14 protein-coding genes are annotated in these 14,062 nt (G+C 31.2%); 2 read left to right on the forward strand and 12 right to left on the reverse strand.

Translation table 11 applies throughout. The features are described 5' to 3' along the window. Window positions 1-37: 37 nt before the first annotated feature. The 10 genes from tadF to ACGH6Q_RS05585 form a co-directional block, all read right to left on the reverse strand. Window positions 38-808 (reverse strand): tight adherence pilus pseudopilin TadF, encoded by a 771-nt coding sequence (tadF, locus tag ACGH6Q_RS05540; protein ID WP_411592241.1) that lies wholly within the window; start codon window positions 806-808, stop codon window positions 38-40. A 32-nt stretch (window positions 809-840) separates the two neighbouring features. Then, window positions 841-1,305, reverse strand: a complete 465-nt coding sequence (locus ACGH6Q_RS05545; RefSeq protein WP_411592242.1) for a TadE/TadG family type IV pilus assembly protein — start codon at window positions 1,303-1,305, stop codon at window positions 841-843. A 31-nt stretch (window positions 1,306-1,336) separates the two neighbouring features. Further along, entirely contained in the window at window positions 1,337-2,500 is a 1,164-nt protein-coding gene (locus ACGH6Q_RS05550) for a hypothetical protein (RefSeq protein ID WP_411592243.1), read from the reverse strand. A gap of 18 nt (window positions 2,501-2,518) precedes the next feature. Further along, window positions 2,519-3,949: a type II and III secretion system protein family protein gene (locus ACGH6Q_RS05555; RefSeq protein ID WP_411592245.1), complete on the reverse strand. Its 1,431-nt coding sequence runs from the start codon at window positions 3,947-3,949 to the stop codon at window positions 2,519-2,521. A 2-nt stretch (window positions 3,950-3,951) separates the two neighbouring features. Continuing rightward, window positions 3,952-4,830: a hypothetical protein gene (locus ACGH6Q_RS05560; protein WP_411592247.1), complete on the reverse strand. Its 879-nt coding sequence runs from the start codon at window positions 4,828-4,830 to the stop codon at window positions 3,952-3,954. Window positions 4,831-4,879: 49 nt separating this feature from the next. Beyond that, window positions 4,880-6,292, reverse strand: coding sequence for a tetratricopeptide repeat protein (locus tag ACGH6Q_RS05565; protein ID WP_411592248.1), 1,413 nt, complete (start codon window positions 6,290-6,292; stop codon window positions 4,880-4,882). Between the two features lie 13 nt (window positions 6,293-6,305). After that, entirely contained in the window at window positions 6,306-7,184 is an 879-nt protein-coding gene (locus ACGH6Q_RS05570; RefSeq protein ID WP_085165969.1) for a type II secretion system F family protein, read from the reverse strand. A 3-nt stretch (window positions 7,185-7,187) separates the two neighbouring features. Continuing rightward, a complete protein-coding gene (locus tag ACGH6Q_RS05575; protein WP_411592250.1) occupies window positions 7,188-8,114 on the reverse strand; it encodes a type II secretion system F family protein in 927 nt (308 codons plus the stop codon). Beyond that, on the reverse strand, window positions 8,111-9,418 hold the full coding sequence (locus tag ACGH6Q_RS05580; RefSeq protein ID WP_411592252.1) for a CpaF family protein: 1,308 nt from the start codon (window positions 9,416-9,418) through the stop codon (window positions 8,111-8,113). Before ACGH6Q_RS05580 ends, ACGH6Q_RS05575 begins: the two co-directional genes overlap by 4 nt. A 111-nt stretch (window positions 9,419-9,529) precedes the next feature. Continuing rightward, complete coding sequence (locus tag ACGH6Q_RS05585) at window positions 9,530-9,769, reverse strand: Flp family type IVb pilin (protein WP_411592253.1); 240 nt, start codon at window positions 9,767-9,769, stop codon at window positions 9,530-9,532. 486 nt (window positions 9,770-10,255) lie between these two features. Between ACGH6Q_RS05585 and ACGH6Q_RS05590 the strand changes: the two genes are divergently transcribed. Together ACGH6Q_RS05590 and ACGH6Q_RS05595 are read left to right on the forward strand one after the other, a co-directional pair. Further along, window positions 10,256-11,683, forward strand: a complete 1,428-nt coding sequence (locus ACGH6Q_RS05590; protein ID WP_411592254.1) for a phosphoethanolamine transferase — start codon at window positions 10,256-10,258, stop codon at window positions 11,681-11,683. 221 nt (window positions 11,684-11,904) lie between these two features. Next, the gene (locus ACGH6Q_RS05595; protein ID WP_218058637.1) at window positions 11,905-12,159 is read left to right on the forward strand and encodes an aldo/keto reductase; all 255 of its coding nucleotides are present in this window, start codon (window positions 11,905-11,907) and stop codon (window positions 12,157-12,159) included. Window positions 12,160-12,375: 216 nt separating this feature from the next. Here ACGH6Q_RS05595 and ACGH6Q_RS05600 read toward each other — a convergent pair whose 3' ends face one another. Further along, window positions 12,376-12,960, reverse strand: a complete 585-nt coding sequence (locus ACGH6Q_RS05600) for a TetR/AcrR family transcriptional regulator (protein ID WP_085165965.1) — start codon at window positions 12,958-12,960, stop codon at window positions 12,376-12,378. A 50-nt stretch (window positions 12,961-13,010) separates the two neighbouring features. Then, a complete protein-coding gene (gene gap / locus ACGH6Q_RS05605; protein ID WP_411592273.1) occupies window positions 13,011-14,012 on the reverse strand; it encodes a type I glyceraldehyde-3-phosphate dehydrogenase in 1,002 nt (333 codons plus the stop codon). Window positions 14,013-14,062 lie beyond the last annotated feature (50 nt).

Below are 14,062 nucleotides of genomic sequence, written 5' to 3' on the forward strand. Positions count from 1 at the left end.
TGCTATGGCTCATATAATACTCTCAAAAATGTGTTGATTACCGATAATAAATTGGGCAATTTCCATCAGAGCTTGAAATATCATTACAACGTGATAACACTACAATATTGCTACATAAATTTGGTAAAGTATCAGTAGCTTTCCTGCTTGAATTAAACCATTTTAAATAAAGGCTTTCTTCGTTAACTATACACATACTAACTCGATATAAGGGAATCCAACGCCCTGTTAACCCTGTTATGGGATCAGCAGTTCGTTCAACATACGGAACAAGTTTGGAATAGTCAGTAAGTGAGTTATCTAAATCACCAGTCATACTAGGTAAAGAAGTAAAATAGTCCCCAATACCACCATCATTACATACACCAGAGGAGCAAGAACTAGCGCTTAGATTAACAAGTTGCGCATGAGCCAAGCTTTTGGGGTTAGTAACATCTTGAAATATAAATAAACTATCAACTCTTAAAGTAACTTTACGTCCATTTAGTAATGAGCTTGCTAACTGGCTGAGTTCCTCCACTTGAGTATCATCAAATAACTCATGAGAATTAAAACAGGAGTTAGGATCAGCACATAATGCAGCGACATCTTGAACTGTCGAGCCATTTGTAACTGGATAAATTGCTGATCTTTCACGAAAAATAGAAGCTACAGTATAATTTGCCCGCTCTAATCTATTCTGTAACATGATGCTACTGTAAGTATCATAGATAATAAATACTAAAAGTGAAAACAAACAAAAACATGCTGCAAACTCTATTGAAATTATACCGTCTCTATTACGAAAAAAATTATCAGAATATCTCATTTGCTACTTCATTCCTTTAATTATCAATTATTTTAATAAAACTCACGGTAAACAATAGTCTTCTTTTCCAGAGAACTGTCAAGTATACGACCAAACAGCTTGGAGAATATAGCATTGTAGTCATACTTCAATTCAAATAATAGTATTGGAGCATCGCTAACAGGAGTATCTAGACAATTATTATTAATTGCCTCATCAATTTTTCTACAATATTTCACAGTTATTTCAAATTTTTGTGGATCTGCTATATAGGGCCATAATGGTACTTCAGAATTAATCAATTCTTGTAACTGTTGATTATAGTTTGCATTTTGAGAAATCGCCGTTTTTCTAGTTATTTCTGTAGTCACCAGATCTAAAGCCGAACCAATAATCATAATTCGACTAAATTCTAGTACAAATAAAAATAGAACAATTAAATAAGGAAAAACAATTGCAAACTCTATCGAAACACTTGCATTTTTTTGACGAAAGAATAATTTCCAATATTTAAACATAATTATTTGCTCTACTCTATTATATTAACGATTAATCATTCTTTTTCTTTAATATTGAAAAAGACATTTTTTGTTTATTCTTTTTAACTTTTTTATTACCAATAATAGCCGCAGCCATTTCATTTATTTCACTGCTAGTATGTGCTTTTTTAAATTTATCTAATTTTGGAATAAATTTGCGTGTAAAATCGATATTTCTACCTAAGAATTCTTCAATATCCTCATTTTGCAAAGCATTTTTTTTATCATAAGGAAGGTTCTCATTTAAACAAACCAAAAAACGTTTATTTAATAAATCCGTATTTTGTGTACTAATACGTGCAATTTCCTCCAAAATTCTCTTAGCAATTTTGATTGAAAAGGGATCTCTATTTATTACAATAAACACAATGTTTGAAAGCTTTATGATTTCATCAAAATGCTTAAACGAAGATTGCAATCCCATATTTTGATCAATAACAGTAATATTGAATTGACCTGAATTTAGATCATCATATTTCCAAGCCTTATCAGCAAGTTCAACTTTTACTCGTAAAGACATTTCAATATCAACAATTGAACCATCTTGAGGAATTGGTGTTTCAAATAAAAAATCTGCATTAGGGCTTGTAGTTGCACCTTGGATATAAAGGAGTGGATAATTTGTTAACGAACTGATTTTTTTTAGTGTATGAACTGCTAATGATGATGTGCCAATTCCACCTTTACAACCTAAAAATGTAATAACGCTACCGACTCTTTGGCTAGAACCTAGTGGAGTAATACTCCTTGAGTGTAAGATATCAGGAATTTTCTCTAATTGGCTATTCTCTAATAAAAAATGAATTCCTTTTTTTAACAAAAATTCAGAAAATTGGATTGAATCATGACTACCAACAAGTATTGTTGATGCTTGAATTGGAAAAAAGCGATTGATATTTTCCGATAATAGCTCTGCACTGTCTTCATCTTTGATATCTAAAATAATAGCATCATATTTATTCCAACGTGGGGCTTCTTTTAATTCAGATAATTCTAATGAGAAGATCTCCATGCCTAATACATTGTAAAGGAAAAGCACCGAACGAATATTTTCAATCAATTCAGCTCGTTTGCTTAAAATAGCGACCTGAAAAGTAGAAATGCGTCCAACTACAAATTCTTGTGATGGTTCTTTTGATATATCTTTATCTTTTTTATTACCAAATAATTGCATAAAAATCTCACTAATCTTTTATTCAATAAAACCCATATCGTTAATAAACTTTTCACTTTCATTAGATATTGGTACTGTTTTTCGGCGTTGTTTATTCATATTATTCTTAATATTAAAGAAATTATTTATTACATCTGTTCGCTCCAAAATTGGTAACTCTACACCATCAAAGCTATTATTAGGTGTAACTAAATTAACTGTTGCAAATACGACCATTTCAGTTTTTTCACGGCCTGTTGTAGTACTACGAGCCAATGCCCCTAAAATAGGAATTTCACTGACAAAAGGAATACGAGATAATGTTTCTGAGTCCTGTTCACTAATTAATCCTGCAATAACAAAGCTGTCACCATCAGATAAATCAATAGTAGAACTTGTTTTTCGAGTTTGTAAAGTCGGTATATTATAGTCATTAAAAGCATATGAACCTGCTACCGAACTCACTTCGTTATTAATAAATAATCTAATGCGTTTGTCATTGTTTACTTTGGTGCTGATATTCAATTTAATACCATATTCTTTATAAGTAACTTCAGAATCACCATCTTTACCTTTAGTCACAATAGGAATCTCACCACCAACAAGAAACGCTGCACTTTCGCCAGATAATACAGATAAATTAGGTTGTGCTAAAATTTTAGCTAAGCGATCATTTTTTATAGCACGAATCATCGTAGTAATGTTATGAATATTGAATCCTTTTTTTAGACCTAATAGAGTAAACTCACCAATATTGTTCATCTTAAAATCTTGACCTTTGGCCATACTATCTAATGTTAAACTTTGCCACTCAATACCCAATGAATCAGTAAAAGTTTTGCTAACTTCAACAAAAGTCAATCTTACATTAACTTGATACTCTTCAATTACTCTAATATTATCAATAATATTGTTATATACATAGTAATCTTGAAATGTCAGATCTGGGCTAACAAATTCATCAGATACTTTACTTCGTATTCGCTCCGCATCTTGTCCAACGAGTGTACCTACAAGCGCCATAATTTTACCTTTTGTTGTAGTATCTGGTGTAGTACCATTTAGTACATAAACAAATCTACCACTTGGGTCACCGTTATCGTAACGATCTATTGTTACGCTACTATTTGGAAAGTTTTGCGCTAGCCTATGTGTAATTTGAGATAAGAGTGGATCAACATTGATATTATCATTAATGATAATATTATTTGCATCATCATAAACAAGCAAGCTAGTTCTACCATTTTGCTTACCATATATAATTAGCGATTTACCATCAACAACTTCATAATTTGCTACGCTGTCTTGGCTAATAAAAACCGTACCTACATTCTCAGGTAAAACAATTGTTTTACTTTGCCCAATCTGTAAATTGTGAGTATTAGCAAAAACCAACGGAGAGAAGCTAATTGATAATAAACAAGCTAGCTTTTTTATTTTGTTAATAATTGGTTTAACTTTTATTAGCATTCTTAATTCCCTTTTAGCAAATTAATCTGTTTTTTCTTTGAAAAAATAGCTTTATCAGTTAATGGCCATTTCTTTTCTTTATCACTTAACAAACGTAATCCATCATCAACATTTTGTTTATAAGTACTTGGATACATCATAACTGTAGAATTTGTCATTAGTGTTCTTAATAATTTAATTTCTTGATTTGAAAGCTCTAATTGGACTTGACCTACCTCTTTTCTCTGAAATTTTTGATCTATTGTAGATCCTAGATCAATATAAAGAATCTTTTTACCAACAATAATTGGTTTTATGCGATTTTTAACAAAATTATCACTAGGTGAAGCCAATCTATCCTCTTTATAATTTTTAGTATTAGACTTAGTTATTTCATCATCACTATAAAATATATAGAGATCAACAAGATCACCACTCTTCAAATTTTTTACTAAATAAGAGTCAATTTGATCCAATTTGAATGGGAACATATAATTCCCCTCTTTTATCGCTAACAGTAAATATTCCTCTGAATTAGGTGAAGCAATAAAACTACTTTCTATAAATGCATCTTTTGCGATATTATTTTTAGCAACATAAGAATCGATTTCTGTTGCATCACTTATATATTTGGATTTGTCATTAGACCCAATTTTGACTTCAATCGATTTAAAATAATAGTCATCCTTAGTCAAAATATTGCTTTTACTAATACTACGTTTAGCAACAGCTACTGTTATGATTTCTGTTTTAGGTTCTTCTTTTTTAGGCTCTTCTTTAACTTGAACTGGTTGCTGAACTATAGGCTCCGCAACAGGCTCAGGCGAAGATTTGGTAAATAGTAATGCCAGTCCTACAACTAACATTAATATATATAGAATAATTATTTTTTTTTGTTTCATGCAAACTCCCTAAAATTTTATATCTATTGTTATTATTATTTTTTTGCACTTATTTATTCTCTAAATAAAAATCAAATGCAAAGCAATGAGCTTTACCGTTAGAATTAGGACCTGCATCGAAATCCTTCACTATTGAGTCTTGTTTTGTTTTTATTTGTAAAACTAATGTTTTTTCGGCAGTTAAAGTTCCTGTAACATTGGCAAAATCACGGTCACTACGAGAAATTTGGTTAATGATATAATTTATTCCTTTGCTAGGAAGGGTTACGTCATATAACGATAATTTGAACTCTGTTGGTGAAATTTTTTCAATTACGTATTGATTTTTATTTAATGGACTAACTGTTTCAAAAGTTATTCGGCTAAATTTTCGATGTTCACCAGATCGAACAGCTAAAATAGTCGATTTAGTCGTCGCCCGATTGACTTGATTATTTTGTTTAGAATCTGTTTTATTTATAACTGCTGAATTAGTTGCAGTAGCTTGAGAAGCTGCTTTGGATTCAGTTTCTGAATCTAATTTAGCCACACTCGATAATTTAGTACTAACTTCCGACTTATCAGTTGTTTGTGAATTAGTTACTTTTTCAGGCTTAACAACTTTTTTGTCCGTTTTATTTAGCTTTTGTGATGCCGCTTTTTCAATTGTATACTGCTTTTGATTATCACTTTGCGCTGGCACAATTTCATTAAATTTAATCGCTTTAATTGGCTCGATCTGTTTTAGTTCTTGAATTAATATTTCTGGCTCATTAGATAACCTATGCCCTAAGCAAAATGACTTAGCTAATTGAATTTTATTTAACTTAACCAACGTGTAAAGCAAGTTATGAAGAATGGTTTGGTCACGATATCCTTTTGTATATAAAATATTTAAGTGCTTATAAGCCTCATTATAATCTTGATTCAAAATTGATAGCATAGCTAGATTATTTGTGACTTTGTTCTCATCATAAAAGTTTTCTCTAGCTAGATTGAACGAATATCGTGCAGCATCATATTGTTTCTTTTTCAACAAAACTATACCTTTTACATTATATGCTTCACCGTTTTTAGGATTAATCGTGATTGCTTTGTCTAAATATTCTAATGCAGTGTCATTATTCCTCATTTTTGATTCAACATGACCATACAAAACAAAAAGATTATCATTTCTGCTTTTATTTAAAACAGGGGTTAATGTTCTTTTTGCAGCATCATAGTCATTAGATAAGTAATAGACTTGGGCTAGTTTATATCTTGTATCTTCAGTATCAGATTTTTGCAAACGTTGTTTATAAAGCTCAATTAAACCACCGTAATTTTTTGTGGTTTCATGAATGTAAATTTTTTGTTGCTCATTTAAATCGTATCTTAAAGTACTATTTTGACATCCAGTAGCAACAAACAATATTGAACACACCGCAATAAATTTCGGATTTATTAACATTTTTGGTTTACAGTATTTTAAAAAATCATTCATTATCTCTAGATCCCTAATTATTCATCTGACTTAATGTCGATATAATATTCATAATAACTGGCGCAACAACAACAACAAGAACTGGAACTAAAAAGAATACCATCATCGGCATTGTCATTTTAGCTGCAATAGCAGCAATTCTTTCTTCTATTGTTAATTTTTGTACTTCTCTGATTTCAGCTGATAATTCTAATAAAGCGTCATAAATCGAATTACCATAACTAATACTTCTTTTTAAAGTAATACAAAACATTCTGACTTCTTTACAAGGCACCTCACGCTGAATTAAATCGATGGAAAGTTCAATACCGTTAACATCCATCATTAAACAAGCTCTTTCTAAAATAGTTGCCACATCTCTATTAATTGGTTTTACTTTCGTGCTTAAATATCTAAAACCATTTTCGACTGTCATACCTGATTTCACCATAATTGCCATCATATCAATGATCAATGGTAAATCTTGTGAAATTCTCTTAATTCTTTTTTCTGTCTGTTTTTTTACTAATCTATCAGGCAGAATAATGACTATAATAATAATAAGGAATAATACAATTAGTAATATATTTGAACTAAGTTCAATAAAAGAAAATATTTGATTTGCAAGATAAAAAAACGAAAATCCGATAATGATGGCGTAAATCTTCCAACTATTTTTTTCTTGAAAGCGACGCAAAAAAGTTAAGCTTATACTATTTTTTGCAGCTAGTCTCTCAAAAGCAAGGTTTCTTTGATTAATATGCTTTTTAGGTGCTCTCTTTTCTTCATTCTCATTATTTAATAATAAATTAAGTTTTTCTTTTCTTTGATGCAACAAATATAAACAGACTAATTCTCTACTGCCTATAAAAATTAAAATAATGGGAATTAATATATTTAGTAAATTCATCATAATTTAAATGACCTTGCTAACCATTCCTCTTATAACGGAAAGTCCAATAGCCACACTACCGAATATATAATATAAAACATAATGACCAACCGTTGTACCAACCAATTGTTCATAATTTGCTGGTGAAGCAAGTTTAAGAATAAAAATAAAAGCAAAAGGCATACAACCTAATATTTTCATAGTCATTCTTAATTCGGCTGTTTTACCGTCTCTGGTTTTAGTTAAAATTCGATTGTTTATTAACATTTTTGTTAACCGACTAAGAACTTCTTTTAATTCTCCACCACTATCTAGATTAACCATTACTGTCAAAATAAAAAAATAATATTCTGGAAATGGAAGTCTTAAATAAGATCTTATTAAGACATCCTCAATATTTTCACCAATTTCAATTCGGCTATCCACATCTTTCATTACTTTGCCAACAATTCCATCAATAGAATTTCCACACGTTTTAAAACTCGTTGTTATTGCACCACCAGATGATACAACACCTGTAATGGTGTTTAATGCTTCAGGAAATGTATCGTAAAATTCTTTTTTCAACTTTTTCTTTTTTATAAAAAGAATTACAACAATCGTGGTAATAATACTAACTAAAGCAGCAATATAGCTATTATAGTTAATATACTTTTCATTCAATATGATACCCGCAACTGCACCTACAAAAATATAAACAAACAACCGACTTTTTGATTGCCCTATTACAAGTAAATTATAATAAGATTTAATCATCATTTTAATATTAAAATTAGTGCGTTCCCAAAAGGATTGTTGTCTTTGAGATAATTCTCTTTCAACCAAACTTGATAAAGAAATTTTTTTGGCCTCGACATTATAAAATACTTGTAATCGCCCACTACGACGATGTAATGTAAAAATATTTATAACAGCAACAAAAATGAGCACAAGTGAAAGAAGTAAAATCATGCTTTTAAACCTACTGCGTTTAACATTAGTTTTTCTAACACATCTGACATTTCATAATATTGAGCACTATCATAAAGTGCAGATCGCCTGACTAATCCATTACAGACAAATTCACCTTGAATTTTACCATTTTCATCCCTTTCGTCATGAATTTTAAACTTAAAAACATCATGAGTAATAATATTTTCAGATTCTAATCCCATAACTTCAGTAATACTCATTACTTTACGTTGTCCATCTGGAAGGCGTGAAGCCTGAATAATATAGTTAACGGAAGAAGCAATATAATGTCTAATTGCAACAATAGGTAATTCAGGTTGAGCCATAATGATCATACTTTCTAATCGAGATAAAGCATCTTTAGCAGTATTAGCGTGTAACGTCGACATTGAACCATTGTGACCAGTATTCATAGCTTGAAGCATTTCAAAAGCTTCCTCACCACGGCACTCCCCTAAAATAATTCGATCTGGTCGCATACGCAGTGCATTAACTAAGAGATTTTGCATAGTTACTCTTCCACGACCATCCTCACCACCTGATTTGGTTTCCAGTCTAAGCACATGATCTTGCTGCAACTTTAACTCAGCGGCATCTTCAAGTGTAATAGTTCGTTCATGTTCACCAATAAATCCAGACAGTGCATTAAGCATTGTTGTTTTACCAGAACCTGTCCCACCCGAAACAATAATATTCATTCGGCATCGAGCTGCAATAACTAAAAAGTTAGCCATGTCTTCATTTAGTGAACCATAGTTGATCAAGTCATGAAATGTTCGGCGACCAGTACCAAATTTACGAATTGACATCGATGTTCCATCAATGGCAACAGGAGGAATAACAACATTGAGACGACTACCATCGGGCATTCTTGAATCGACTAAAGGATGCGCCTCATCAATATTTTTACCAACTTTATTGACTAAACGTCTTGCGATATCAAGTAGTTGACGTTCATTTATAAAAAACTTATCCGTTTTGGCAAGGACCCCGCCCCGTTCAACATAAATACTATAAGGGCCGTTGACTAAAATATCATTAACCGTTTCATCTTTCATTAATGAGTCAATTGGACCATAACCAATAATTTCATCGCAAATCATACCTGCCAATACACCCGATTCGTCGGCAGTAATATAAGCATTGCCAGAGTTAATAATATCTCTAATTATTGTTTGAATTTCACGCAAAACTCGATTAGGTTCGTTCTTTAATTGTTCAATTAAATCAAGATCAAGAACTTGAAAAACCAAATCACGAACTCTACCCCATTCAGCAGAAAACCTAGATTCTTCATTGTCCATAATATTCATTATATTATATTATTTTTACACTACGAAAAAGCTACTAGCACCTTAGCTAGTGCTAGTAACTTTAACTCAACAAAGATAATAATACATTATCTTCAAATTAAATTAAGGAGCAGTAGGTGTCTGTGTAGCATTAATTGTACCAGTTACTTTCTCTTTTAAAGAGTCAAAAACCTCACTTAACATTGTCGCTACTGGACCATCACCTTTAAAGACAACGAATACAACAGTAGCAACACCAGCTGCAACAATTGCATATTCAATTGCTGTTACGCCTTGCTCATTTTTAACAAATTTACCTAAAAAATTTCTTGCTTGAGCACGAATTGCAGATAAATACATCATTATTTTCTCCTTTTAAATATTTTTTAATATTATTACTAAAATTTTATACTTCCTTAACAAGAAGTGCACATATCTTACACTATAAAAAACAAAATGGCTAGCTATCAATCGAAAATTGTATTTTAATAATTCATCCATAATTATCGTGAAAATATTCACCTGTAGTATAAATATGATTACTTTTATTTTTAAGATACATGTATTTTTTTTAAGAAATATGATAATGCACTCTATTTAATAAAATTTAATTGAAAAAATATAATTGATTATTATAATTTTTACAAAATAACGATAAGATAACTAAAATATATTATGAAATCATATGGAATAGCAAAAAGTTCCCGTTTAATTTTACTGTTAATTTATACTTTTATTAGTGCTATTTTTGCTTTTATTTACCTTAATAAGTCTAGTGCACAGCGGGATGGATTTTTTTTAGAAAATCCTTTATTTTATTTAAATTTGATAACAACTTTATGTTTTATTATGTTAATACATAAAAGCATTAATAGTCGTCATAAACCCATTGTTGCCTTTGGCTCTTTATTTTTATTTCTTTTTTTATCTGAAATTAGTTATTTCATTTTTTATGGAGAAATGATATCAGAAGGAGTACTTGATTCTATTATTGAGACTAATTCTCACGAAGTAATGTCAATGACTAAACAGGCTTTGCTCATAATAGGTCCAGCATTTATTACAACCTTTCTTATTTTATTTATTCTTAAAAAACTAATTTCCGTTAGATTTAAACTTTTTGTCCCCCTATCTTTATATATACTTATAATATTCATTGTTAGTTTATTCTTAATAACTAAATCATCACTAAAAACTGACATTAAAAATGGTCACCTTAAAAGTAGTATTAGTGTAATTCGTGCAATATTTCCTGCTGTGCTAGGCGATTTATCCTATCTTTTGGCTAGTTATGTATCAACAGATATCTATTCAAATACCAATGAAATTGAGAAATTTAATCAAGCTGTGATTTTACCTCCTAATAAGCCTGATAACGACTTGATCGTATTTATTATGGGCGAATCTTCTTTAGTTTCCCGCTATAGCGCTTATGGTTATCATCAACAAACTACGCCTTTTATGACCAATATTTTTAGTCAAAATGGCGGATGTATTATCCCAAATAGCCACTCAGCAGCCGCTTTAACCAGGGATTCTATACCAATGACACTTTCATTCAATGTGCCCGAAAGTAATGATAATTTGTTCGATAATAAATCGATTATTGAGATGGCTAAGTTCAATCATTACAAAACCTATTGGTTAGCATCGGCTGCGCAAGCAATTCAAGGTACATTTAATAGCAAATTTGGTTTTATTGCGCGTAAAAGCGATGTTATCACTTTTAGTGAAGATCTTTTGGATATTAATTTAAGTCAATTATTAGAAGACACTCTACAAAAAGATAATTCTCCAAAAAAATTTATTTTTGTGCATTTGCGCGGTAGCCATCAACCCTATACAAAAGGTTATGATGAAGTTGATAAGTTGGCTTTACCTGATGCCGAAGAATATGATTTAACTATTCATCACACCGACCGTGCAATCAAAGCATTATATGATGTTATTAATAAATATAGTAACAACTATACCGTTATTTATACCTCGGATCATGGCGAAATTGTGAATGTTGGGCATGGTATAGGTGACAACGTTGACCAGTTCCTAATCCCTTTTATGTTTATATCAACCAATCAACGATATAATTGTCAATTTATTGAATCATTTCGAGGACCAGATGGTTATTTAAGTGGGCTTATGAATAAATATATTCTTTCTAATCTGTTAGGTTATGAGATTGATCCAGCTATCCTTGACAAAGAAAAGAATAATGATCGAGTTTTTATGCCAAACAGCAGTGTCATGCCTTTTTTAGAAGTTCTCAACAAGCATTAATTTGTTACCTATTATACGTTGAGGAATTGATAGAAATCGACTATAAATTTTATATAAAAATATTATAAAAGGGGGCACAAGACGCCCCTTTTTTGCTATTAGTGACATTTATAGCAAGCAGGTCATTGCTAATATTTTAAATTTGGCTAAATAATGAATGTTAGATGGATTTACCGTCCATCTAAAACAGGTCTTAATTTTTAAAATACGTCAGGTTGGCAATGCCATACAAAATGTGGCATTCCCCGCCAAGAACTATTATTACCACAAAAATATGGATCACCAACGCTAACTACAAAGCCAAGCAATCAATAGAAGAATCATTACGCAAATTAAAAACAGATTATATTGATTTATTATTAATTCACCAGCCATTTAATGACTACTATTATGCTTACCGATTAATGGAAGAAGCTTACGAAAAAGGCAAGGCTAAAGCCATCGGCGTTAGCAATTTTACCCAGATCGCCTTTTGAACTTTGCCCTTTCAGAACAAGAGATAAAGCTCATTACTACTTTAGATACTGGCATAGTTTTTTCTTCTCGCATCAAAATCCAAAAATGGAGGATTGGTTTATGTCCATTGTGAAATAGAAAAAACAATAAAGAAAAATGAGCTACTTTATTGAGCTATAAATGACGGTTTGATTGTTTTATTGTTTGTAATTCAACACAAATTAAACAAAAATAAACTATGATTTTGGCGTAAATATTTTCAATAGTGAATTGATTGTTAGGTGAAAATAGGATTCATCTTGCAATCCTTTTGCTGAAATATAAGCGCCTTGCAAAGTAGATATGATCAGTGTTACTGCTTCTAACGGTGCAAGAATATTAGAAATACTTCCATCAGAAATTCCCATTCTTATAAGATTTTCTAACGTTTGTTTCATTGTCAAAAATCCGCGTGTAACTTCTGCCGCTAAATGAGGATTTGTCATAATAGACCTATCTCGTGCCATTTGACCAACTAAACAGCCTCGTTGTATATTACGAGGTTTTAATAGCAAATTTGACAGTTTATTATAAGCATTTGTATCAGTATTTAGTACTGAAGCATTTATGCTTATTAACTGTTCTACATTATAAGTTATAGCATATAAAGCCAAATCTTCTTTACCGTTGAAATGGTGGTAAAGACTACCTTGTCCAACACCTGACCGCTTTAAAATATCTTTAGGGCTAGTATTTGCTAGACCTTTTTCTAATAAGAGATCAGCCATAGCAATAATGAGCTTTTCTCTGGAATTTTGTTTAGTTTTTTGTTCGTTATTCATATTGCTATAACTCAACACACCATCAATTGACGGTATGTTTAATTAACTAATTATTTAATTTGTAAAATGGTATCCACCAAACGATTTGAAAAACCCCATTCATTGTCGTACCAACTGACAACTTTGAGTAAAGTTCCATCCATTACTTTAGTTAGCTTAGAATCAAAAATAGAGGAAGCTGGATTGCCAATAATATCAGAAGAAACAATTTCATCTTCTGTATAGGCAAGAATACCATCCATTTTTTTCAAGTTTACAGCTTTTTTGATAGTATCATTTACTAATTGTACTGTCACTTCTTTCTCTAGATTTAATGTAAGATCTATCATGGATCCAGTAATGACAGGAACACGCACCGAACCACCATCTAATTTGCCTTTTAATTCAGGAAAAACAAGTCCAATTGACTGCGCAGCACCAGTTGAAGTTGGAACAATATTTTGCGCTGCACTTCGTGCTCGCCTCATATCCCGATGCGGTGCGTCCTGAAGATTTTGATCCTGCGTATAAGCATGAATGGTTGTCATAAAGCCTGATTTAATTCCAAAATTCTCATGTAACACCTTAACTAAAGGGGCTAAACAATTTGTTGTACATGAAGCATTAGAAATAATGTGGTGTTCATCTTTGTTATACAAGTGCTCATTCACCCCCTGAACAATAGTTAAATCGACATTTTTTGCTGGAGCAGAAATGAGCACTTTTTTAGCTCCAGCTTTAATATGAGACTGTGCTCTTGTGCCATCATTAAATACACCTGTTGATTCTAATACCACATCAACTTGATGTTTAGCCCATGGGATAGCCTCAGGATCACGTTCTTGATATATCGCAATCTCTTGTTCGTCAATAATTAAGCAACCTTTTTTTACATCAATACTTTTAGCAAAACGTCCAAAAGTTGTGTCATATTTTAAAAGATGAGCGAGTTGATCAATTAAACCCAGATCATTGATCGCAACTATTTTGATGTCATGAGAACAATCCTGCAATGCACGGACAAAACTACGCCCAATACGACCAAAACCATTAATTGCTACATTAGTCATTATTACCTCCAATTACATTAATAAAACATACCAATTAGTACGGTAACACAAAA

The organism is Gilliamella sp. BG2 (assembly GCF_046635645.1).
In the GTDB taxonomy this organism is placed as follows: domain Bacteria; phylum Pseudomonadota; class Gammaproteobacteria; order Enterobacterales; family Orbaceae; genus Gilliamella; species Gilliamella bombi.